General features: G+C 35.7%; 16 protein-coding genes. 14 read left to right on the top strand and 2 right to left on the bottom strand.

The window, feature by feature from the left end:
• Positions 1-9 precede the first annotated feature (9 nt).
• From fumC to K6119_RS08355, 3 genes are all read left to right on the top strand, one after another.
• On the top strand, positions 10-1,407 hold the full coding sequence (fumC, locus tag K6119_RS08365; protein WP_221838140.1) for a class II fumarate hydratase: 1,398 nt from the start codon (positions 10-12) through the stop codon (positions 1,405-1,407).
• 91 nt (positions 1,408-1,498) lie between these two features.
• On the top strand, positions 1,499-2,536 hold the full coding sequence (gene thiL / locus K6119_RS08360) for a thiamine-phosphate kinase (protein ID WP_221838139.1): 1,038 nt from the start codon (positions 1,499-1,501) through the stop codon (positions 2,534-2,536).
• Positions 2,533-3,090: a DUF1572 family protein gene (locus K6119_RS08355; RefSeq protein WP_221838137.1), complete on the top strand. Its 558-nt coding sequence runs from the start codon at positions 2,533-2,535 to the stop codon at positions 3,088-3,090. The genes thiL and K6119_RS08355 overlap by 4 nt, the downstream gene beginning before the upstream one ends.
• Before the next feature lie 72 nt (positions 3,091-3,162).
• Here the strand turns inward: K6119_RS08355 and K6119_RS08350 are convergent, their stop codons facing one another.
• Together K6119_RS08350 and K6119_RS08345 are read right to left on the bottom strand one after the other, a co-directional pair.
• Positions 3,163-6,690 (bottom strand): choice-of-anchor L domain-containing protein, encoded by a 3,528-nt coding sequence (locus K6119_RS08350; RefSeq protein WP_221838135.1) that lies wholly within the window; start codon positions 6,688-6,690, stop codon positions 3,163-3,165.
• 174 nt (positions 6,691-6,864) lie between these two features.
• Complete coding sequence (locus K6119_RS08345; RefSeq protein WP_221838133.1) at positions 6,865-11,256, bottom strand: T9SS type A sorting domain-containing protein; 4,392 nt, start codon at positions 11,254-11,256, stop codon at positions 6,865-6,867.
• Between the two features lie 117 nt (positions 11,257-11,373).
• Between K6119_RS08345 and K6119_RS08340 the strand changes: the two genes are divergently transcribed.
• From K6119_RS08340 to K6119_RS08290, 11 genes are all read left to right on the top strand, one after another.
• Positions 11,374-12,756: a dipeptidase gene (locus K6119_RS08340; RefSeq protein WP_221838131.1), complete on the top strand. Its 1,383-nt coding sequence runs from the start codon at positions 11,374-11,376 to the stop codon at positions 12,754-12,756.
• 3 nt (positions 12,757-12,759) lie between these two features.
• Positions 12,760-13,248 carry an LEA/WHy family protein gene (locus K6119_RS08335; protein WP_221838130.1) on the top strand — a complete coding sequence of 163 codons (489 nt, stop codon included), beginning with the start codon at positions 12,760-12,762 and terminating at the stop codon, positions 13,246-13,248.
• A 19-nt stretch (positions 13,249-13,267) separates the two neighbouring features.
• Positions 13,268-14,242, top strand: a complete 975-nt coding sequence (locus K6119_RS08330; RefSeq protein WP_221838127.1) for a D-alanine--D-alanine ligase — start codon at positions 13,268-13,270, stop codon at positions 14,240-14,242.
• Between the two features lie 120 nt (positions 14,243-14,362).
• A complete protein-coding gene (locus tag K6119_RS08325; RefSeq protein ID WP_221838124.1) occupies positions 14,363-15,832 on the top strand; it encodes a T9SS type A sorting domain-containing protein in 1,470 nt (489 codons plus the stop codon).
• A gap of 89 nt (positions 15,833-15,921) precedes the next feature.
• On the top strand, positions 15,922-17,973 hold the full coding sequence (paaZ, locus tag K6119_RS08320) for a phenylacetic acid degradation bifunctional protein PaaZ (protein ID WP_221838121.1): 2,052 nt from the start codon (positions 15,922-15,924) through the stop codon (positions 17,971-17,973).
• An 81-nt stretch (positions 17,974-18,054) separates the two neighbouring features.
• Positions 18,055-18,825, top strand: coding sequence for an enoyl-CoA hydratase/isomerase family protein (locus K6119_RS08315; RefSeq protein WP_221838118.1), 771 nt, complete (start codon positions 18,055-18,057; stop codon positions 18,823-18,825).
• A gap of 2 nt (positions 18,826-18,827) precedes the next feature.
• A complete protein-coding gene (locus tag K6119_RS08310; protein WP_237828140.1) occupies positions 18,828-19,889 on the top strand; it encodes an Mrp/NBP35 family ATP-binding protein in 1,062 nt (353 codons plus the stop codon).
• Complete coding sequence (locus tag K6119_RS08305; protein WP_221838115.1) at positions 19,886-20,110, top strand: NifU family protein; 225 nt, start codon at positions 19,886-19,888, stop codon at positions 20,108-20,110. The genes K6119_RS08310 and K6119_RS08305 overlap by 4 nt, the downstream gene beginning before the upstream one ends.
• Before the next feature lie 208 nt (positions 20,111-20,318).
• On the top strand, positions 20,319-20,657 hold the full coding sequence (locus K6119_RS08300; RefSeq protein WP_221838112.1) for a GNAT family N-acetyltransferase: 339 nt from the start codon (positions 20,319-20,321) through the stop codon (positions 20,655-20,657).
• A gap of 227 nt (positions 20,658-20,884) precedes the next feature.
• Positions 20,885-22,021, top strand: a complete 1,137-nt coding sequence (moeB, locus tag K6119_RS08295) for a molybdopterin-synthase adenylyltransferase MoeB (RefSeq protein ID WP_221838110.1) — start codon at positions 20,885-20,887, stop codon at positions 22,019-22,021.
• 59 nt (positions 22,022-22,080) lie between these two features.
• Positions 22,081-23,094, top strand: coding sequence for an NAD(P)/FAD-dependent oxidoreductase (locus tag K6119_RS08290; RefSeq protein WP_221838107.1), 1,014 nt, complete (start codon positions 22,081-22,083; stop codon positions 23,092-23,094).
• Positions 23,095-23,185: the final 91 nt, after the last annotated feature.

Below are 23,185 nucleotides of genomic sequence, written 5' to 3'. Positions count from 1 at the left end.
ATCATACGAATGGAATATAGAATTGAAAAAGATACATTAGGTGAGGTGAAGGTACCTGCCGATAAATACTGGGGTGCACAAACAGAAAGATCTCGAAATAATTTTAAAATTGGTCCTGAAGGGTCAATGCCAATTGAGGTAATTAGGGGTTTTGCATATTTGAAAAAAGCAGCTGCTTATGCAAACTGTGAACTGGGTGTTTTAGAGGAAAAGAAAAGAGATTTAATTGCTGAGGTGTGTGATGAGATATTAGAGGGAAAACTTAACGACCAATTTCCTTTGGTGATTTGGCAAACGGGATCAGGAACACAATCTAATATGAATGTGAACGAAGTTATTGCCAACCGTGCACATGAAATTGCAGGTAAAAAAATTGGTGAAGGTGATAAAACTTTACAGCCAAATGATGATGTAAATAAATCTCAATCTTCAAATGATACTTTTCCAACAGGAATGCATATTTCATCTTACAAGATGATTATTGAAAAAACAATTCCTGGAGTTGAGGCTTTAAGAGATACTTTAAGAGCTAAGTCAAAAGCATTTAAAGACGTAGTAAAAATTGGTAGAACACATTTGATGGATGCAACTCCATTAACATTGGGTCAGGAATTTTCAGGATATGCTTCTCAGTTAGATCATGGAATTAATGCATTGAAAAATACTTTGCCTCATTTAGCTGAATTGGCACTTGGTGGTACGGCAGTTGGTACAGGTTTAAATACACCTAAAGGATATGATACTTTAGTGGCAAGATATATTGCTCAATTCACAGGTTTGCCTTTTGTTACGGCTGAAAATAAATTTGAAGCATTGGCTGCTCATGACGCAATTGTAGAATCGCATGGTGCGTTAAAGCAAATTGCCGTTTCATTGAATAAAATTGCCAACGATATTAGATTAATGGCTTCAGGTCCAAGATCAGGAATTGGAGAGATTATTATTCCGGCAAACGAGCCTGGTTCATCTATTATGCCTGGAAAAGTTAACCCTACTCAAGCAGAAGCCTTGACAATGGTTTGTGCTCAGGTTATGGGTAATGATGTAGCAGTTTCAGTAGGAGGTGCTCAAGGGCATTATGAGTTGAATGTTTTCAAGCCAATGATGGTTTACAATTTGTTACAGTCTGCTGAATTGATTGGGGACGCTTGTCTTTCATTTGATGTGAATTGTGCAAAAGGAATTGAGCCTAATCATGCTAGAATTAAAGAATTGTTGAATAATTCATTGATGTTGGTTACTGCATTAAATACCAAAATTGGTTATTACAAAGCTGCAGAGATAGCAAATGCTGCCCATGCAAATGGAACAACATTAAGAGAAGAGGCGATAAGATTAGGATACGTGCCGGAAGAAAAATATGAAGAGTGGGTTGATCCAACCAAAATGATTGGTTCATTGGATTAATCAATTTAAATAATTTGATGAGATGGTCGGTGTGAAAGAGCATAATTCAACCGGCCATCTTTTATTTTAACTATTCCATAAAATAGATTAGATGGAAAACAGAACAGAACTTGAACAGCTAGGGGAATTTGGATTGATTGACAAGTTAACAGCTGAAACTAAAAAATATCATGATTCTACCGTTAAAGGAGTTGGAGATGATGCAGCAGTGATTGATGTAGGAGATAAGTACATGTTGGTTTCAACTGATATGTTATTGGAGGGGATTCATTTTAATTTGATGTACACTCCTTTGATGCATTTAGGGTATAAAGCTGCCATTGTCAACTTTTCTGACATTTATGCAATGAATGGTGATGTTACACAAATTACCGTTTCTATTGCTGTTTCAAATAGATTTTCTGTAGAAGCAATTGAAGAAATTTACAAAGGAATTCATAAAGCATGTGAGCTTTATCAAGTTGATTTGGTAGGAGGTGATACTACCTCTTCTACTGGTGGTTTGATTATTTCAATTACGGCAATTGGTGAAGTAGCCAAAAATGAGATCGTAATGAGAGATGGCGCCAAAGAAAATGATTTGATAGTAGTAAGTGGAGATCTTGGAGGTGCATTTATGGGATTACAAGTGCTGGAAAGAGAAAAAGAAGTTTATGAAGCGAATCCAAAAATGCAACCGGAGTTAGAGGGAGTAGATTATATTTTGGAAAGACAATTAAAGCCTGAGGCTAGAAAAGACGTTATTCACTTTTTAAAAGAATTGGGGGTAAAACCTACTTCAATGATTGATGTTTCAGATGGATTGGCATCAGAATTACTGCATTTATGTAAAGCTAGTGATTTGGGCTGTGCCATTTATGATGAGAAACTGCCAATTGATCAAGAAACATATAATACAGCAAGGGACTTTGATCTAGAAGCAAGTATGTGTGCATTAAATGGAGGTGAAGATTATGAATTGTTGTTTTCTATTAGTCAAAATGACTATGAGAAGTTAAAAGATAATAAGCACCTTACTTTTATTGGTCATTTTACTGATAAAGGATCCGGTACTCATATTATTGATAGAGGAGGACAAGCAGTGCCAATTACTGCACAAGGTTGGAACCATTTTACAGATAACGAATGATACCAAATTACCTCAATAGCGTAATCAAGCAATTTGAATACTATAAATCTTTGGGTGATAAAACTTTTGCTCAATTAGATGAGAATGATATTCATTGGACAGCTGATCCAAACACTAACTCGATTGCCATTATTGTAAATCATCTTTGGGGAAACATGATGTCCAGATGGACAAATTTTTTAACTACGGATGGAGAAAAGGAATGGAGACAGAGAGATTTGGAATTTGAAAAAGTGATCAAAACTAAGGCAGATTTGATTGATAAATGGGAAGAAGGCTGGAGATGTTTATTCGGAGCACTGTACAGTATAACGCCTGATAATTTTGATAGACCTATATACATTCGCAAACAAAAGCATACAATGATAGAAGCTTTTAACAGACAGCTTTGTCATTATGCATATCACGTGGGTCAAATAGTTTTAATTGGTACTCAGGTAAAAGGAAACAATTGGCAGAGTTTATCTATTCCAAAAGGGGGGTCAAAAGCCTTTAATGAAGAAAAAATGAGTCGCGGTAAACTTGATGGTCACTTTACAGACGACATTAAATAATTGAAATAATATTTAAACTAAAAAACCCCGAAGTATTACTTCGGGGTTTTTTGATTATTTAGGGTAAGTTATTTATTGTCCTATTATGGTGACGGTTCCCTGACCTTTGAGTTCAGTTCCGTCAGTGGATATTCCTTCATACACATAGAAGTAAACTCCATCAGGGCAAGCTGACCCATTCATATCTGTTCCGTTCCATGTTTGAGTAATGTCAGTTAATTCACCAACTGTTACCCCCCATCTATTAACAATAGTACAGCTAAATGATTGTACTGCTTGAGAAGGGAAGAAGAAGAAGTCGTTATCTCCATCTCCATTTGGAGTAAATACGTTGATCGGCAAGAATTGTAATGGGTCATGTACGATTATCGTATGACAAGTTGTGTCTGAACATCCATTTTTATTCAATGCAACTAAACAAACCTCATATTCTCCGGCCGAGTTATAACAAGTATCAAACTCTTCGCTAATATCATGAGATATCGTCCAGCTGATATTGTCATAGTTAAAGTTCCAGAAGAATGTAGTATCCGAATTAGGGTTATTAGGATTTGCGAAGTATTGTGACTGATTTTCAAAATGAACACAAACTTGAGCAGTTCCTTCATATACTAATGGATCATCAAAAGCATCAGATGTAGCAGTGTACTCAGCAATTGGATTAAGTGAATCTAATGCAATTGTGTCAGTTAAGAAACAGCCTGCTCCATCAACAACTTGAATAAAGTAATCTCCAGGATTTAATCCGCCCCATGTAGTGTTATTAGATGTTTGCATTGTCTGCAAATTCGTCCATGTGTAGTTGTAAGAAGGTGTTCCTCCTCCTGCAGCTGCATAAACAACTCCATTTCCAGACTGATAATCAAATAGTCTACAATATGCAGGATCTGTTCCTAATTCTGTAAACACCAACTCCGGTGGATAAACAATGGTAAAGTCAAACACTTTAGAACATCCGTTTTCGTCATTAATGGTTAATGAATAAGCTCCAGGTCCCATATGGTTGATGAAATTTGTACCTATTCCATTTGGAATTGCAGATGGGTTAGGATTCCAGAAATAAGCAACTTGACCGTATGCACCTGTGTAGTTGTAAACTGTGTCTACTGTAGCAACCCCTGTAGGAGCACCATAACACAATGGTTGTTCTAATACTAAGTCAATTTGCATTTCTCCCGGATCTTCCAATAAAATTGAATCTTCTGCAAAACATCCTTCTGAGTCTGTGATATTAGCATAATACCATCCTTCAGGTAAGTTGTTAGCTGTCGTTGAAGCTCCATTGATTTGCGTTCCTAAATCGTCAGTGATTACAAAAGTGTTTCCACCATTTCCTCCTGAAGAAGAAATTGTCACTGATCCGTCAGAGAATTGATAACAAGTAGGATCATTAAAGATCAAATCCAGAACCAATTCGTCAGGTGATTGAATCGTAAATAATTGTGACCACGCACATCCTTCTTGATCCGTTACAGTAACAACCCACTGACCTCCAAATAGTTGATCTTGTTCTGAAGTTCCGTTTACCAAAACTTGCTCTGAGTCAAATAATCCTGATGTGTGAGTCCAAGTTACATCAAATGGAGGCAGAACACCACCGTTGATATTCATTACATAAGCACCACCATCATTATCTCCAAAGCAAGTAACGTCTCTTAGTGAATCCAGTACAAAGTTTGCTGTGACAGCATTAGTTCCTAATCCAACTGTTACTGCCGTATCAACGGTACATCCGTCATCACTAACAACATTCAAGAAATAAGTGATACCTCCATCTAAGGTGCCAAAAGTTCCGTCATTTTGAGGGCCAAATGTGTTACCTCCACCAATTAATGTATAGGTCCATGCCGGATCATCAGGCATAACTTGAATTGATCCCGGTACTCCTGATTGTCCTGGACAGTCAGTGGCGTTGGTAATGTTGATAGCAGTTAAGTCAACTGATCCCATTTCAACTTTAACAGAGTCAGTTACATTGTAACATCCATCAGTGATAGTCAAGTAATACCATGTTAAAACAGTTGGACTCACAGTAATGTCTTCAGTAGTTTGTCCTCCAGGTGTCCAGCTATAAGTTAACTGACCCGGATCATAAGGGTTGTTTACTGTTGCATCAATAAATGCATCATCCCCAGGGCAAATGTTAAATGTATTTTGGTTAAATGTGATATCAGGAACTGTTGCAGGGTTCACCGTAATAGTTACAGTGGTATCCTGAACCATTCCGCACTCATCAGTTACAGTAATAGTATAAGTTCCTGTTACGTTTCCAGGAAGAGATGCTGTTGCACCGGTTCCGTAGATACCCCAATCATATACTAAGTTTGGAATTCCACCATCAGTCCAAGCAGTAATATCAATTGAGTTTGTTGGACAATCAATTGTAGTGTCATTGGCAAAGACGTTAAATGAAGGCGGGTTATCAACAATGTCCAATGATGCAGATACGGTCATTGTATCTCCACATGGTGTCAAATAATAAGTTTCAATGAATAAATTTTCAGTAGGTTCAGTAAGTCCATCCTGCAAAGCATCAATAACAACAGTTAAAGTATCTTGTCCAGGAGGGATTGTATAGTTAGGGTTAATTGCAGTATAGTCAGTTCCGTTAGTAGCAGTACCACTAGTTGATATAGCTACAGTATAAGTAGAATCTGTGTATCCGGCAGGTTTGATGATGTTAATTGCCGCAGATGAACATCCTTCAATTAAGTAGTTTCCGTTTAATGGATCCCCATTAACGTCTACTAATTGAATATTGATATCCGGTGCATTTGAACTAAATGAGTTTGCTTCTAGAAACACTCCTGAGTCATAGTAAATGTCGCCGGCATCAGCAATACACATCTTTATGTGATAAGTTTGGCCACAAACAACAGATGCCGCCGCTTGCATAACTACAGTATATCCATCATATTGAATGTCCGGTGAACCGGGAGGATTATCGATTAAGTATGCACAATTTGTGCAAGGGCCTGTGTTTGAACCACCATTGTTTAAGTTGTTCATTGTTACCGGTAATGAAGTGCCAGGGATTATGGCAATGTTTTCACCCCCATTTTGAAATGGTCCTGTAAATCCAGGTCCTGAAATGATGAATCCAAAACCATCATTGAAAGTTGAAGTTGAAAATTCATGGTACTCATCTGAGCCAAAAACATAATTAAAAACTACAGAATCTCCTGTTGGAATAAAGTCAAATTCTAAAATCGCTTCGTTGTTTTGAACATAAGGAGATCCAATCATGGCCATGTCTGCATCATTGGGGTCTGGAGCCACACCTGTATTGTCAGAGTATGAACCGGAGCTATTTGGTCCAATAGATCCTTGAGCATTTCCTGTCGCCAATATTAAACCTTCAGTAATTGGGAAGGTAGTTCCTGATGCATCAAAATATCCAACCTGAGATTGAATTGATTGAGCTAATGGCACACTTGCATTAAATTGTACGTTTGTTACTGTAACACCTGATCCAACCAATACACTTTGTACCAATTGTTCAGGGGTTTGAGTAGTGTTGTCAACGACAATTTGAGCTTGGGTAAAATGGCTCACAGCGATCGCTGAAACTCCTAGAATTAAACTTTTTAATTTCATCATCTTTCTACTTGTAAATTAACTTCACTGTGTCTAAGACCAAGCGAAGTAATAAAAGGTTGCATGTATGGGTAGTTTTTTTTACCAAACGAATTTACTGATTAATTTATTAAAGCTTAAAATTGATAAAAAAAAGCCGCTATGTTCATAGCGGCTTTTAGTATAATTTGATTATTTCTACTCTTTAACTAATTTGATTATTTCAATACTATTTTCAATTTGGACTTTTACAATGTAAACCCCACTAGCGAAATCACTCAAATTGAAAGTTGATTTGTCAATTCCGTTGATTTTCAACACTTCCTGTCCGTTTGTGTTTAAAATAGAAGCATTAAATGATCCCATGCATTCAATTGTGAATACATCCTTCCCAGGGTTAGGGTATAGATTGATAGCATTTGTATTTAATTTCTCTTCATTTTCATGATTAGAAGCCATTTTGTTTCCATTATTTTGGGAATTGTCCCATTGATTATCACCAGGAACTACCATAGCTGTTACTTGACCCGTGTTGTCATACTTTATACCATACATAGTAGCAACCTCTCCTCCGGTAATATGCTGATTAGCATAAATCCAATTGCCTGAACTAGCTACATTTAAATCTAAATTGAAATATCCTGTCAAGAAAGTACCTAACGGAGTGTTTTTAATTCCTTTTGTCATAGTGTTGTAATACATTCCAGTACTGCTAATTGAGGAGTTGGACCAATTAACATTAAAATTACTAGTGCTATGTGACCATGACTTAATATTATATGCAGCAAACAAATTACTACTATAAGAATGATAAATGTTTTGGCCATCAATGTGCATATTAGGTCGATCACTCGCTAGTGTATATAGAGTGCTGAAATAGCCTGACCAGTCATCTGTAAATTCTTGGGTAGTGTTATTCCAGTAATCTGTTTTACAAATTGCAACTTTGGGGGTTCCGTAATAAGTTAAATTACTAACACTGCCGTCATAAACAAATTGAGTGAACCAGCCACTAGTGTTGCTATCATATTCCAATGAAGTTATTTCCGCTTGACCAGAAGTAATAATAAAACTTTCAATTGTTGTTTCCGTGTTAGGGTTGCCAATATTTGACTGCTGATCTTGAATTACTAACCATTCGCTAGAATTGGGTTGATATGCTAAAGCAATTGTAGAGGTAGAAGGTTTGAAGGAAATTTTTGATCGTTTATTACTTGGAGAGTTCCATGATTCAGCACTGATGAATGACGAATTGTAATCTGCTATTACTATAAATGTTCCAGGATCAATAGGCCAGCCCATAAATGTTTCGCCAACGACAGCATAACCAGTAATTATTACTTTTTGATTCAATTCATTTAAAGTAAAATCTGAAATATATGATCCAGGTTGTAATGTCCAATTTAAGGCCATAGGATTTCCATTTGAAGGATCTATTCTTTGAAACCTACTTTCCCCATAAAGATCACCACGTGAAGCCCAAAAAATATTTCCGCTGTCATCTACTTTAATTTGATTATCTGTTGCGTTTTCTCTTTGAACCAACCATTCCTGACAGTTGTCACTGAATTTTGCTATAAAACCATCATGATTTGGAGGGTCGTTTGAGGTTTGAAGTTGATTCCAGCCAAATCCTACATCTTCACTAAAAGTTCCTGTATAGTAAAGGTTGTTAGCGTTGTCAGCATCTACATCTTCACCGTAGGTTCTATTACCTGCTTCAGGCGTTAGAGGGTGATGAATCGGAAGTGATCCATCCGTACAACATTCTACAAATTCAATCTGGGTTGAGATACTACCACTACAGTTATTATTATTTGCAGGTGTAATTACAGTGATCGGTAAATTAGGTTGGGAATAATAAAAAGTATAATCTCCAACGAAGGGGCTTGAAATAGGACCTCCATTATAAAATTGAGAATTAGATAAAATATTTCCAAGGTCATCTTCCCAAGTATAAATACTATTTGATGAGCTGCAGTATGAAGCGTCTAGAATTAAATCTTCATTTAAACAATTCAAGGAGTATTGAGCTATAGAAGGTGTTTCCTTTTTCATAAACTCGAGGTTTTTAAATAAAAATTTGCCAATTCCAAATCCGCTAAAATTATTTACCTGTTCACAATAAAATAACAACATGTCATATTCGTCATTCGCATTAAAGCAAATAGAGATTTTTTCATTCGGATATTGATTGGTTGCAAAGTGCTCTTTGTAAACTAATTGATTATTTGTCGGGAAATTGGTGAATAGGTTGCTTGATTGGTTAACTTGACCGTTCATCATGTCGGTAGATTTAACCAAATATGCATATACTTCAATTTCAGCATTAGAGGCTGGTGTTTCATTAAAAATTCTTTCAAATGACAGAGAATACTCTTCATTAATGTCAGTATCAACCCAGAAAAACACGGAAGAATAGCAGGATGTTGATGGGGAATTTTGATCGTATTGATGATTACCAGTACACTTTATTTCAACTGGATTATCCGATCCAGTAAAAAATTGAGGGGTAGTTTTGTTGCTTCCTCTCAATAATGTATGACTATAAATATCATTAAAACAAATTTGATTGCAATTATTTGAATTATGACAAGTCAATAATTGAAGGTTGGTATCGTTACAACTGGGTACAAATATTTGGATATAAGTAGGCAAACCCTTTCTAGTGTTATTAGCAGGTATGTATCCAATAGTGTACACTCCTGGTTGGTTCGGTGTAAATTCAATTTGAGTTGAGTTATTAATTAAATTGATAGTTGCATTTCCTTGTCCAGTTTTTAATACAGCATTATCAATGTAATTCGCATTAATATCATTCGTTAAGGGACTTAAAATCAATGGCCAATTTGATGAACAAAATTCTTGTGAAATTGGAGAATAATTTAAACTGTTACAGTTAAATCCTTCATCATTAAAAAATTGAGCTAATAATCCATCATTATTACCGACAACAACAGGGAAATTGTTGTTTAAATTATAGGCTTGTCCATTAAAATTTCCTAGAAAATTGTACCCCATATCCTGAAGGGCATTTACTTCACGTTGGTGTAAAAACCTGTGCTGATCATTTCCCATATCTAAAAAAGGATTCATTACGTTTTCTCCCAGGTAGTTTGATCCACAATTATCTACAAAATGCGATAATGAACTTGCGTTGTAAGGTGATGGTGCAAAAACTTCATCATTTGTGTACTGACCTTGAAAATGTACATTATCACAACCAGATTCTCTCAAGTTAATGTAATCTGCATGTTGAGTACAATTAAACAAATCACTGTTATATAATTGTTGATTACCAGAAGCAAATAAAAACTCCTGAAAAATTGGATCAGATTCGTTAATTCCAAGTAAATGAATTACTTCATGCAATATTACTGTATATAAATCAAATTCATTTGGTGAAGTGGGATTCGGGTAATCCATAAAGAAATTATCAACTTCATGATTTAATCTGACATAACCAATCAGAACAGAGCTATTATCGCCATAAGGAAATTGATTAACAGCCCAATGAACCATTGGTAAAGAAGAGCAATTTTGACCTAAATAGTTCTGGTCAATGTTTTGATTTTGAATTTGAGCTATTCCCAGGGCATTTGAGTAGTTTCCACTTTGTGCCATTCCCTGAGTGAATGGAGTAATAGTTACAGAAAGTCTTTGGTTAATATTTCCACATGAGGGGTCAACTATATTAATTGATAAAAAATTATCAATGTCTTCTAAAACTTCAATTGCGGTGTTAATTACATCCGCGCTATTTGATTCCCATATTCCTGTTGCGTACTGAGAGCTAAAATTACTATCAAAATAATTCAATTGAAAGAAATTTCCCACATTATATGATGCCTTAGTTGATGGAACTATTGGATCGAAATAGTCAATTTGTTCCACATAACATAATTTCATTTTTTCCCCAATCCTAAATTCACAAGCTCTAGTAGAGTATAATGCTTCGTCTCCATTGAAATAAGTAACATAAACAGAAATGACATCACCAGTGTTAAATGTGATTCCCAATGAAGCTAGAACAAAATTGTTTTGCGTAATACATCCAGTTGAAGCATTTTGTCCTGTTGTAACATTTGTTACATGAAATTCGTAACAGGTGGCTATGTAATAAGGGGTACAAGAGATTGTGAAATCAGTTGTAATTTCTTGTCCGCATTCTACATTTTCAAGTGAAAAAACTTTTGGAGCTCCTTCCAAACTAAACTCACACTCTTCACTCCATTCTGTTGTAATCGGTTCACCTTCTATTGGTTGATAGGTTGCTCTAACTTTTGTGTAGTACGAAGATCCATAGGTTATTATACTAGCAAATTCGTTTAGGGAAATTGAGTTTGAGTTTGACACTATGGTCATATCATTTCCAGTATTCATGTTGTTCAAATAGAACTCATATGAAATCGCATTTTGTATTTGAGTGCACTCAATTGATCCGTTTAGGGAGATCGTTTCGCAATTTGATATTGAAAGATTAATTTTTAATTGAGAAACAAGATCAGCTTGAGTGATTTTGGCTTGCTGATCTTGGGCTGATGTAAAGAAAATAGCACAAACAGCAATTATTGAAAATAGTGCTTTCATAGTTTGGGTTTAATGAATAAAATATACTAAGCGAATATATGAAATTTAAATTATGTGGATAATCTGATTTATTAAAATTAAACTATTGTTAATTTTGACTTTCATCAAATTCACAGAATGCTTAATACATACATTGAAGAAAATAAAGAACGCTTTTTACAGGAGTTAATCGATTTACTAAAAATACCTTCCATTAGTGCTGATTCAAATTATAAGGATGATGTACTTAAAATGGCTCAAGAGCTTAGTAAAAGAATGGAAGAAGCCGGAGCAGAAAACATTGAAATTATTCCAACTGGTGGTCATCCATTAGTGTATGGTGATAAAATTATTGATCCTAGTTTACCAACAGTTTTGGTTTATGGTCATTATGATGTTCAGCCACCTGATCCAGTTGAATTGTGGGATTCTGGTCCTTTTGAACCGGTTATTAAGAAAACAGATGTTCATCCTGAAGGAGCTATTTTTGCTAGAGGTGCATGTGATGACAAAGGGCAAATGTACATGCAGGTAAAGGCATTTGAAGCCATGAATAAAACTGGTAATCTTCCATGCAATGTGAAGTTTATAATTGAAGGAGAAGAAGAAGTAGGATCTGAAAATTTGGAAGATATCATTAAAAAATATGCAGATAAATTCAGTGCTGATGTAATTTTAGTTTCAGATACCGGGATTTTATCAAATGAAACACCAAGTATTACTACAGGATTAAGAGGACTAAGCTATGTTGAAGTTGAGGTAGTAGGACCTAATAGAGATTTACATTCAGGTTTATATGGTGGAGCGGTTCCTAATCCTTTAAATGTTCTTTCATCAATGATTGCCTCTTTAAAAGATGAACACGGAAGAATAACTATTCCTGGTTTTTATGATGATGTTGAGGAAGTATCACAAGAAGAAAGAGATTTAATGGCAAATGCGCCATTTTCAAAGGCAGATTATTTAAAAGAAATTGGCTTAACTTCATCCATGGGAGAAGAAGGATATACCATTTTGGAACAAACCAGTGTAAGACCTACCTTGGATGTTAATGGAATGTGGGGCGGATATACCGGGGAAGGAGCTAAGACTGTAATTCCTTCAAAAGCAAATGCTAAAATTTCTATGCGTTTGGTTCCAAATCAAGACTATGAAAAGATTTCTGATTTGTTCCAAAAGCATTTTGAGAGTATTGCTCCGGAAGGTGTTAAAGTAAAAGTAACTCCTCATCATGGTGGTGAACCTGCTGTTACACCTGTAGATTCAATTGAATATAAAGCCGCAAGTAATGCAATGGAAGAGACTTTTGGTAAAGTACCAGTGCCTCTTCGTTCTGGAGGATCAATTCCAATAGTTGCAATGTTTGAGCGTGTGTTAGGAATTAAGACAGTTTTATTCGGATTTGGTTTGGGTTCTGATGCAATCCACTCACCAAACGAACATTACGGTTTGTTTAATTTTTATAAAGGAATAGAAACAATTCCATTATTTTTTAGAAATTACGCCGAATTAAAAAAGTAAAAGATGAAACATTTAATCCTTAACCTTCTTCTTCTCCTTTCTTTATCGGCATTTGCTAAAAGTGGACCAGAAACGGTAGAATTTTCTGAACCCGAAGTGACAGGAATGAAGAATTTTTCTGTTGAAAGAGTAAATGGAAGAATGCATCTTGGGTTTGATATCGTGATTAAAAACCCAAATAAAATAGGTTTAGTGATTAAACCATCTTCTTTGCTGCTCAATGTTGCCGGACAAAAAGTTGGCTGGGTTAGAGTAGAAGACAAAATGAAAATCAAGCGTAAGTCAGAGTTAAGTTATAAGTTTAAAATGGTTGGAGATGCCAGTGACTTTGTAAGATCAGCTTTTTCTAGTATCTGGGGATTACTTACAGGAGATGGAATTGAATTTAACATTAAAGGAACAATCAAGGCCGGAGTGTTTTTCTTCAAAAAGAAATGGAAGATTGATATTACCTATCCAATGTCCAATGATGAGTTTATGTCATTATTTTAATATCTAAATTGAACCGAATATGAAAAGAAAAGTGGCGGTAGTATATGGTGGTTATTCATCAGAAGCAAATGTTTCTCAAAAAAGTGCCGGCACTATTTTCGAGCAACTTGACAAAGAATTGTTCCAGCCATTTTTAGTGGAAATTAGTAGGTCAAGTTGGCATGTTCATTATCAAGGTGGCGTATTTCCAATTGACAAGAACAAATTTACATTTATGATGGATGATGAAGTAGTTGGATTTGATCTGGCTTACATTATCATTCATGGTACACCAGGTGAGGATGGTAAACTGCAGGCATACTTTGATATGATAGGATTGCCTTATGCAAACTCTAATTGTTTTGCTGCTGCACTTACATTTAATAAATGGGCTTGTAATGGTTTTTTAAGTGGATTTGGTATAAATACCGCTAAAGCTATTTTGCTGAGAAAAGGTGATACACCAAATCCTATAGAAATAGCTGATGAACTAGGCTTTCCATGTTTTGTAAAACCGAATGATGGCGGTTCAAGTTATGGCGTTTCTAAAGTAAAAACCTTGATGGAAATGCCAGATGCTATTGCAAAGGCTTTTAGTGAAGGTGAAGAAGTTGTAATAGAGTCATTTATTGGTGGTAGAGAAGTCACTTGTGGTGTTTATTACAACGGAAAAGATATTGTTCCACTTCCAATTACTGAGCTAATTCCTGAAGGTGAGTACTTTGATTATGATGCAAAATACGAAGGTAAATCCCAGGAAATTACACCTGCACAAATCCCTGATGATTGGGCAAAGAAAGTTCATGATACTTCTAAACGTATCTACAGAAAACTAGGATTGAGAGGAATTTCTAGAATTGATTATATCATTACTCCTGAAGGAGATGTTTTTCTTTTAGAGGTGAATACAAATCCCGGATTTTCTCCGGCAAGTATAGTTCCGCAACAAATCAGAGCAGAGGGTAAGGAAGTTAAGAATGTTTTGACCAATGTGATCAATTCAATTATTCAATAAAGAATTATAGGATTTTTCTCCTGTTTTTATTTTTCTGTCTTTTAATTGATTAGCCTTTTTTAGTTTAAAAAGTAGTGTGAGTTTAATTGTAGGTTAACTAAATCTTGCTAACTTTTATGCATGCGCTACTCCCTTTTGATCACAATGATGTTGTGTCAAGTCTTGTCCTTTGGGCAAGTATTGACTCCTGAAAGATACCAAAATAGTATTTTTTCAACTCAAGCTTCTATTGACGTACAATATGGCACGGCTCCCCAGTGGGTTTGGCCTTACTGGAATGTTGATTTAGACATGGATATTTATCAGCCTGTTGGTGATTCTAATTCACAAAGACCTTTGATTATTTTTGCACATGCAGGTGGGTTTATTAATGGAGACAAAGGAGTGGATGATATGGTGGCCATTTGTGATACCTTCACACGCAAAGGTTTTGTAACAGCATCTATTGGATATAGAAAAGGGTTTGATCCCTTGGATGCCGAAAGTGCTGAAAGAGCTGTTTATAGAGCTATTCAAGATGGAAAGGCAGCAGTTAGATACTTTAAGGAATATGCAGATATCTACGGTGTAGACACCAATAATATCTTCTTTGGAGGTATGTCAGCAGGAGGATTTATATCCTTACATGTGGCATATCTGGATAAAGAATCTGAAAGACCAGCCAGTACTTATGGTGGAGGAACAGTAAACGATTTAGGCTGCTTAGATTGTGCTGGGAATAATTTTCCGCACACTTCAAAAGTAAAAGCTATTCTTGATTTCTGGGGAGGTGTGATTGATACTACTATTGTAGAGACAGGAGATATTCCTGTGATGATGATGCATGGAACAGCTGATCCTACTGTGCCTTTTAATACGGGCCATCCTTTTGGATTGTCTACTTTACCTCAAACATATGGAGCCTTGCCTCTTAAAAATCAATGCGATTTTGTAGGTGTTGAATACCAATACTATATCAATGATATGGACATTCACATGATGGACGGATCAGATAATGGAACATGGAATCCTGCTCCTAATGCTTTTTGGGGTGATACGCTTTTGCCTTACACAAAGGATTTTATTTATGAATTAATAAAACCTAATACAACCAAATTAAGTCCTGATACAATGTATTTTGGGTTGAATGGAAGCGGCAGTTTTGAAGTAAGTAGTCAAGTAAACTCTCAATATCTATGGTATTTTGATACAACCAATGTATTGGAGTTGCAAAACAACGGTTCAGAAGTTGATTTTAAGTTCATCACTCCTGGTGTATATGAAATTAAAGCGCAAGAGTACAATAATCTGTTAGCAGCAGGAGATACCTTGACTTTTGTAGCTGTAGTTGATGATGATGCCGGAATAGCTCAACAAGAAAATGTGAATTTGATAGCCTATCCAAATCCAACCAATGGAATTGTTACCATACAATCTGATCAAACAATTGAACATTATTTTTTATATGATTTGAGTGGGAAATTAGTTCAAAATAACTCGGTTTATCAATCAATGCTTGAATTGGATTTGTCCAATTTACGGTCAGGTTTTTACTTTCTTAATTGTCGATCAGAAAAGGCACAACAAACTATCCAAATCTCTAAAGAATAGAACTTAGGCACTTTCCATCTCCTTTGTAATATTTTGGTTAATTTTATACCTCCTAATTTTTAGGAGTAGTATAGATCAAAATACGCAAAATGACCACATATCAGAATTATGTAAAAGGGGAGTGGATCAGTGGAGAAGGAGTTGAAACTGAATTATTCAACGCAATCACAGGAGAACAAATCGGAACTTGCTCGTCAGCCGGCTTAGATTATGCCGGAATGATTGATTATGCAAAAGATAAAGGCGGCAGAGCTCTAAGAAAAATGACATTTACTCAAAGAGGGTTAATGTTGAAAGAGCTGGCTATGTTTCTATTAAAAAATAAAAAGAGGTATTACGAGGTGTCTTCATGGACAGGAGCAACAAGAGTTGATTCTTGGATTGACATTGAAGGGGGAATTGGAAACTTATTTGCCAATGCTTCTTTGAGAAGACAATTTCCTGATTTACCTTATCACGTTGATGGAAGTGCAGTTCCTTTGTCAAAAGGTGGTTCATTCATTGGGCATCACATCATGGTTCCAAAACATGGAGTTGCTATACATATTAATGCATTTAACTTCCCAATTTGGGGAATGTTAGAAAAAATAGCTGTTAACTTATTAGCAGGGGTTCCTGCCATTGTTAAACCTTCTGAATTTACTTGTTATTTGACAGAGGTAATGGTAAGAGATATTATTGATTCTAAAATATTACCGGAAGGTGCCTTACAATTAGTTTGCGGATTAGGAAGAGGAGTTGTAGATCATGTAGGAACTTCTGATACTGTAACTTTTACGGGATCTGCAGCAACCGGAAGAAAATTGAAATCATTGCCTCATATTGTAGAAAATTCAGTGAGCTTTAACATGGAAGCAGACTCATTGAATGCGGCAGTTCTAGGTAAAGATGCGGTTCCGGGTACTAAGGATTTTGACATTTTCATCAAGGAAATTCAAAAAGAGATTACCATCAAAGCTGGTCAAAAATGTACAGCAGTTCGTAGAATTATTGTTCCGGAAGATTTAGTGGGAGATGTACAAAATGCATTAGCTGCTAGATTGGACAAAAATGTTGTTGGTGACCCTAATGATCCTACGGTTAGAATGGGATCTTTAGCAACTAAATTACAAGTAGAAAGAGTTAAAGCCAATATTGAAATTTTACAGCAAGAACAAAGTATTGTTTATGGTGATTTAGAAGATTTTAATGTAGTAGGAGCTGATAAAAATAAAGGAGCTTTTATGTCTCCTATTGTATTTTTAAATGATGATCCTCATAACAAAACCTCAGTTCATGATGTAGAGTGTTTTGGACCGGTTTCAACCATTATGCCTTATAAAGATTTAGAGGATGCAGTGAAATTGGCCAATATGGGTAAAGGTTCATTAGTGTCATCAATCATTACTTCTGATGATCAAATTGCGACAGAATTTGCTGTTGAGGCGGCACATATGCATGGTCGTATCCATATCTTGAATGAAAGATGTGCAGCTGAATCTACGGGACATGGTTCGCCAATGCCATTGTTAACACATGGTGGTCCGGGTAGAGCCGGTGGAGGTGAAGAAATGGGAGGTGTACGTGGTGTTAAGCATTACTTGCAAAGAACTGCAATTCAAGGACATCCGCAAACAATAACAACTATTACACAGCAATTTCAGGTTGGAGCTGATCAACCGGAGGCAATGCCACATGTATTTAGACAACATTTTGAGGAATTGAAAGTAGGTGATACAGTTTTTACGCATAAACACACGGTAACAGAAGCGGATATTGTGAACTTTGCCAATGTATCGGGTGATAACTTTTATGCTCATGTTGATGCTACCTCATTGGAGGGAACCATGTTTGAGCAAAGGGTAGCACATGGGTATTTCGTACTTTCAAAAGCAGCCGGTTTGTTTGTAGACCCTAAAAAAGGACCAGTGTTGTTGAACTACGGAATTGATGAGTGCAGATTCACAAAACCGGTTTACATTGGAACAACAATGGGTGTTCGTTTTACAGTAAAAGAGAAGATTGATCAAGAGAAAAAGAATGATGCGGATGTTGCAAAAGGTATCGTAAAGTTTTTGGTTGATATGTATGACGAAACAGGAGATACAATTGGGGTAGCAACTATCCTGACAATGGTTAAAAAATTAGATCAAAGCAAATAAACAAAGTGCAATTAACAATTGGCAATGATCAATGAATAAAATAATTGCAAATTGATAATTGATAATTGAAAAGCGAAAGAGATGAGCGTTATAAATCAAGGACACGTAAAGTTTAACATTGACGATAAAGGAATAGCAACTATTGAGTTTGGGCATCCTTTAAGTAATTCATTACCCGGAAAAATTCTGGATAAATTGCAAAAGACAATCACAGATGTTGGCGCACAAAATGATGTAAAAGTTATTGTGCTAAAATCTGATGGAGAAAGAGCATTTTGTGGAGGAGCATCTTTTGATGAATTAGTTGCCATTAGTGATGAAAAAACAGGATTGGAATTCTTTTCTGGATTTGCCAATGTTATCAATTCAATTAGAAAGTGTCCAAAATTGGTAATTGGTCGAGTTCAAGGAAAAGCAGTTGGAGGTGGAGTAGGAATTGCATCTGCAGTTGATTATTGTTTTGCTACCAAATTTGCTGCAGTAAAGTTGTCTGAATTAGCGGTAGGAATAGGTCCCTTTGTGGTTGGACCTGCTGTAGAAAGAAAAGTAGGGTTGTCTGCATTTTCTCATATGACAATCAATGCAACTGAATTCATGTCTGCTGAATGGGCAAGAGAAAAAGGATTGTTCATGGAAGTTCACGAATCAGTAGAAGACATGGATGCTGCAATTCAAACTTTGGCCGAAAAATTAGCAAACTCAAACCCTGAGGCAATGGCCAAATTAAAAAGAGTATTCTGGGAAGGAACAGAAACCTGGGATAACCTTTTAAAAGTAAGAGCTTCCATTTCAGGTGAATTGGTTTTATCTGATTTTACAAAAAACGCTATCAACGCATTTAAAAAGAAATAACATTGGAAATAACAGTAGACGCAGTAAAAGAAGCTTTAAAAAAAGTAATTGAACCTGATTTAAAAAAGGACATTATTACTTTGGATTTAGTTGACAGCATTGAGATTGATGGAAATAAAATCAAATTCAATGTAAAGATTTATAATCCGGCAATGCACGCTAAAAAGCGAATGCAAGAAGCTTTAGAGTTTCAATTGGAGAGAGCATTTGGGAAAGATGTTGAGGCAGAAATTTCTATGCAACCCTTGCCTAAGGATAAAGAGCCTGAGGTAAGATCAGTACTGTCCAATGTTCAAAATATTATTGCCGTTGCATCCGGTAAAGGTGGAGTGGGCAAATCTACTATCACTGCAAATTTAGCGGCAGGATTAGCAAAAATGGGTTACAAAGTTGGGTTGGTAGATGCCGATATTTATGGTCCGTCTATGCCAACCATGTTTGATGTTGTGGGTGAAAGACCTCAAGGAGTTGAGAAGGATGGAAAAACTTTGATCAAACCTATAGAAGCGCATGGTGTAAAAATACTTTCAATTGGATTTTTTGCAGATCCTGAACAAGCAGTTGTTTGGAGAGGGCCTATGGCAACAAAAGCATTGAACCAAATGTTTAAAGATGCCGATTGGGGAGAATTAGATTATATGATAGTGGACTTACCTCCCGGAACAGGAGATGTGCACTTAACTTTAGTTCAAAATGTCCCTTTAACAGGTGTAGTTGTTGTTAGTACGCCACAGGAAGTTGCATTAGCAGATGCAAGAAAAGGAATCAACATGTTCAGAATGGATTCTTTAAAAGTTCCTGTTTTAGGGATTGTTGAGAACATGGCCTGGTTTACACCTGAGGAATTACCGGATAACAAATACTACATTTTTGGACAGGATGGAGCCAAAATGTTGTCTGAGACTATGAATGTTCCTTTGTTGGCTCAAATTCCCTTAATTCAATCAGTGCGTGAATCAGGAGATGTAGGTAGGCCGGCAGTTTTACAGGATAATACTTTGTCTTCTAGTGTATTTGACGATTTTGTTCGTAAATTTGTCACAACCTTGAAAGTGACTGTATGATCACAGAAGAAAAAATTCAAATTGCATTGAACTCTATTCGCCCGTTTTTACAACGTGATGGAGGAGATGTTGAGTTTGTAAGTATTGAAAACAAAATTGTGAAGGTTAGATTAGTTGGAGCCTGTGAAACATGTTCAATGCAAGCGTCAACTTTAAAAGCAGGAATTGAAGAAGCGATTAAAAACGCAATTCCCGAAATAGAAGCAGTAGAACCGGTTTAATATGTGTTTTGTCAAATACTTCCATTATCAATTCCGTCTTCTTTTACTAAAGTTTAAAGACTGATTTCCGTCTATTTTCTATTGAGAAAGTCGATTCTATTTCATGAATAGAAAGTCTTTTGAGTATTCTATTTGTTCCGTAAACACTTGATTTTCTGGCAAATATTTCGTATAATATACGTTAAGAGTATTTATTAAAACATCTGTTATGAGAACTTCAAACGAAAAGATCCAGATGAAAATCAATACAATCAAGTCAAAGTTTGAATTTCAACTGGAAGGAAGACAGATAGGATACATTAAGTTTACGCCTATAGGTAGAATTATGTATCTCACCAAAATTATAGTACCACCGACATTAATTGGTAAAGAGTATGGCAAAGAAATGGTGGATAAAGCATTAAATGCAATTGATAAGATGCGTTTTAAAGTAATTCCGAGTTCATCATTTATCAGAAACTACATCCGTAAACATCCAGAATATCAAAATTTGGTATATGATCCTGGTGGTGGTAAATTCCACGATAGATTTAGTTGGTTAAGATAAAAATTCTAAAAATCTACTAGTTTGATAGAATTTAGTTTTAACTTTGTACTAAATGCTAAAGGATAGGGCGAACATCTTTTATCATTTCACATACAGCATATGTATTATTTCTTCTGTGAAGGAGGAGAGATAATATATAAAGCTTCAAAAAAGGTCTTTCATGCGGGAGGACCTTTTTTGTTTTTCTATGAATGCTTTTAATTAATTTTACTGTTGATTAGTTAATCATGAGTAAAGATTTTTTCAGTAAAAAGGAATTAGAAAGGTACAGTAGACACCTTATTTTACCTGACTTCAATATTGAAGGTCAAACTAAACTGAAACGTTCTAAGGTACTGGTAATTGGTGCCGGCGGTTTAGGAGCACCATTGTTGCAGTATCTTTCGGCAGCAGGTGTAGGTACTATTGGTATTGTTGATTTTGATATTGTTGAAGAATCTAACCTTCAAAGACAAGTGCTTTTTACTACTGATGATATAGGGAAACCAAAAGTTGAAGTTGCCAGAGATAGGATCTTAAGTCAAAACCCTCACATAGAAGTGAAAATCTATAATACAAAATTGACGGCTGAAAATGCAATGAAAATTGCTACAGGATATGACGTGATTGCTGATGGAACAGACAATTTTCCTACTCGTTATTTGGTAAATGATTTGGCTGTTTTGTTGAAGATACCTTATGTGTATGCTTCAATTTATAGATTTCACGGGCAGTTGTCCGTTTTCAATTTTATAGACAAAGAAGGAAATCAAGGACCTAATTACCGAGATCTTTTTCCCAAACCACCATTACCAGAAGAGGTTCCGTCTTGTGCAGAAGGTGGTGTGATCGGTGTGTTGGCTGGAATAATGGGAAGTTTACAAGCCAATGAAGTAATTAAGGTTATAGCTGAAATTGGACAGCCTTTGTCAGGAAAACTATTGCATTTTGATGCGTTGAACTTTGAAACCAATATTTTGAAATTGCAAAAGCATCCTGAATCAATGGCTGTTACTGAATTGATAGATTACGAAGATTTTTGTGGTGTTAATAGTGTTTCCTCAGAGAGCTTTCAAAGTATAGATGTGTTCACTTTGAAAAAGTGGCTGGATGAAGATGATATACAGTTAATAGATGTTAGGGAAAAGTATGAAGTTGAAATTGCTAATATCAATGGTTATCATATTCCAAAAAGTGAGATTCAAAGTAGGTGGAGTGAAGTAAATAAAGATAAAAAGGTGGTGATTTATTGTAAGTCAGGAAAAAGAAGTGCGGATGTAGTGCGCTATCTGCAAGACAAACATGGATATCAAAATGTGTATAACCTAAGAGGTGGTATTTTGGCTTGGATTGATAAAATTGACAAAAGTCTTACAAAGTACTGATCTAACTAATCACTATAAGATTAATAATCTATGTAAATTTGCATGGAATTTATAAAGCAATGATTGAAACTGATATAATTATAATAGGGGCAGGACCCGTGGGATTGTTTACTGTATTTGAAGCAGGATTGGTTAAATTAAAATGTCATTTGATTGACTCGTTGCCACAGGCAGGAGGGCAATTGGCAGAAATTTATCCTAAAAAACCTATTTACGATATTCCGGGATATCCTGAAGTTTTGGCTGGGGATTTAATTGATAGATTGATGGAACAAGCTGCTCCGTTTAAGCCTGGCTTCACACTTGGTGAATCAGCTATGTCAATTGAAGAAACAAGTGACAATCAATTTATTGTTACTACAAATAAAGGGACAGAGCACAAGGCGCCGGTTGTAATGATTGCCGGAGGTTTAGGAGTGTTTCAACCTAGAAAGCCACCTGTTGAAAATCTTGAAAATTTTGAAGATAAAGGTGTTGAGTACATAATTCGTGATCCGGAAATGTACCAGGGTAAAAAAGTAGTAGTTGCCGGAGGAGGTGATTCTGCTTTAGACTGGTCGATTTATTTAATTGAAAATAACATTGCTTCAGAACTTTCATTGGTTCATAGAAGATCTTCTTTCAGAGGACATTTAGACTCAGTTCAAAAAGTAATGGATTTAGCTGATCAAGGAAAAATTAACCTGATTACTGAAGCAGAAGTTATTGGTTTAAAAGGTAACGGAACATTGGATTCAGTTCAGATTAAACACAATGACGGTTCTGAGATTTGGAAAGACACAGATCACTTTGTGCCTTTGTTTGGATTAAAGCCAGAGTTAGGACCAATTGCAGATTGGGGATTGGAAATTGAAAAGAATGCTATTAAGGTTGATACCAGAGATTATTCTACCAACCGTGAAGGTATTTATGCTATTGGTGATATCAACCAATACGAAGGAAAATTAAAGTTGATTTTGTGTGGATTTCATGAAGGTACAATTGCGGTTCAATCTGCATTTGCAAGAATCCATCCGGACAAAAAGAACGTATTAAAGTATACCACCGTTAATGGTGTAAACGGATTTGAATAATTCATGAGTAGTATGTAAAGAGTATCAAGTAGTGAGTATTTTAGTATCAAGTAAAATACTGCGATTTGTATGTTTAATTAATTACTCAATT

The organism is Paracrocinitomix mangrovi (assembly GCF_019740355.2).
GTDB lineage: Bacteria > Bacteroidota > Bacteroidia > Flavobacteriales_D > Crocinitomicaceae > Paracrocinitomix > Paracrocinitomix mangrovi.
The sequence above is the reverse complement of the archived record's forward strand: the minus strand, read 5'-3'. Positions and strand labels throughout refer to the sequence as shown.

What these genes read in the sequence shown, in the direction of transcription:
- fumC (WP_221838140.1), top strand. Translation starts at nt 10, where the DNA reads ATGGAATATAGAATTGAAAAAGATACATTAGGTGAGGTGAAGGTACCT.
- thiL (WP_221838139.1), top strand. Translation starts at nt 1,499, where the DNA reads ATGGAAAACAGAACAGAACTTGAACAGCTAGGGGAATTTGGATTGATT.
- K6119_RS08355 (WP_221838137.1), top strand. Translation starts at nt 2,533, where the DNA reads ATGATACCAAATTACCTCAATAGCGTAATCAAGCAATTTGAATACTAT.
- K6119_RS08350 (WP_221838135.1), bottom strand. Translation starts at nt 6,690, where the DNA reads ATGATGAAATTAAAAAGTTTAATTCTAGGAGTTTCAGCGATCGCTGTG.
- K6119_RS08345 (WP_221838133.1), bottom strand. Translation starts at nt 11,256, where the DNA reads ATGAAAGCACTATTTTCAATAATTGCTGTTTGTGCTATTTTCTTTACA.
- K6119_RS08340 (WP_221838131.1), top strand. Translation starts at nt 11,374, where the DNA reads ATGCTTAATACATACATTGAAGAAAATAAAGAACGCTTTTTACAGGAG.
- K6119_RS08335 (WP_221838130.1), top strand. Translation starts at nt 12,760, where the DNA reads ATGAAACATTTAATCCTTAACCTTCTTCTTCTCCTTTCTTTATCGGCA.
- K6119_RS08330 (WP_221838127.1), top strand. Translation starts at nt 13,268, where the DNA reads ATGAAAAGAAAAGTGGCGGTAGTATATGGTGGTTATTCATCAGAAGCA.
- K6119_RS08325 (WP_221838124.1), top strand. Translation starts at nt 14,363, where the DNA reads ATGCGCTACTCCCTTTTGATCACAATGATGTTGTGTCAAGTCTTGTCC.
- paaZ (WP_221838121.1), top strand. Translation starts at nt 15,922, where the DNA reads ATGACCACATATCAGAATTATGTAAAAGGGGAGTGGATCAGTGGAGAA.
- K6119_RS08315 (WP_221838118.1), top strand. Translation starts at nt 18,055, where the DNA reads ATGAGCGTTATAAATCAAGGACACGTAAAGTTTAACATTGACGATAAA.
- K6119_RS08305 (WP_221838115.1), top strand. Translation starts at nt 19,886, where the DNA reads ATGATCACAGAAGAAAAAATTCAAATTGCATTGAACTCTATTCGCCCG.
- K6119_RS08300 (WP_221838112.1), top strand. Translation starts at nt 20,319, where the DNA reads ATGAGAACTTCAAACGAAAAGATCCAGATGAAAATCAATACAATCAAG.
- moeB (WP_221838110.1), top strand. Translation starts at nt 20,885, where the DNA reads ATGAGTAAAGATTTTTTCAGTAAAAAGGAATTAGAAAGGTACAGTAGA.
- K6119_RS08290 (WP_221838107.1), top strand. Translation starts at nt 22,081, where the DNA reads ATGATTGAAACTGATATAATTATAATAGGGGCAGGACCCGTGGGATTG.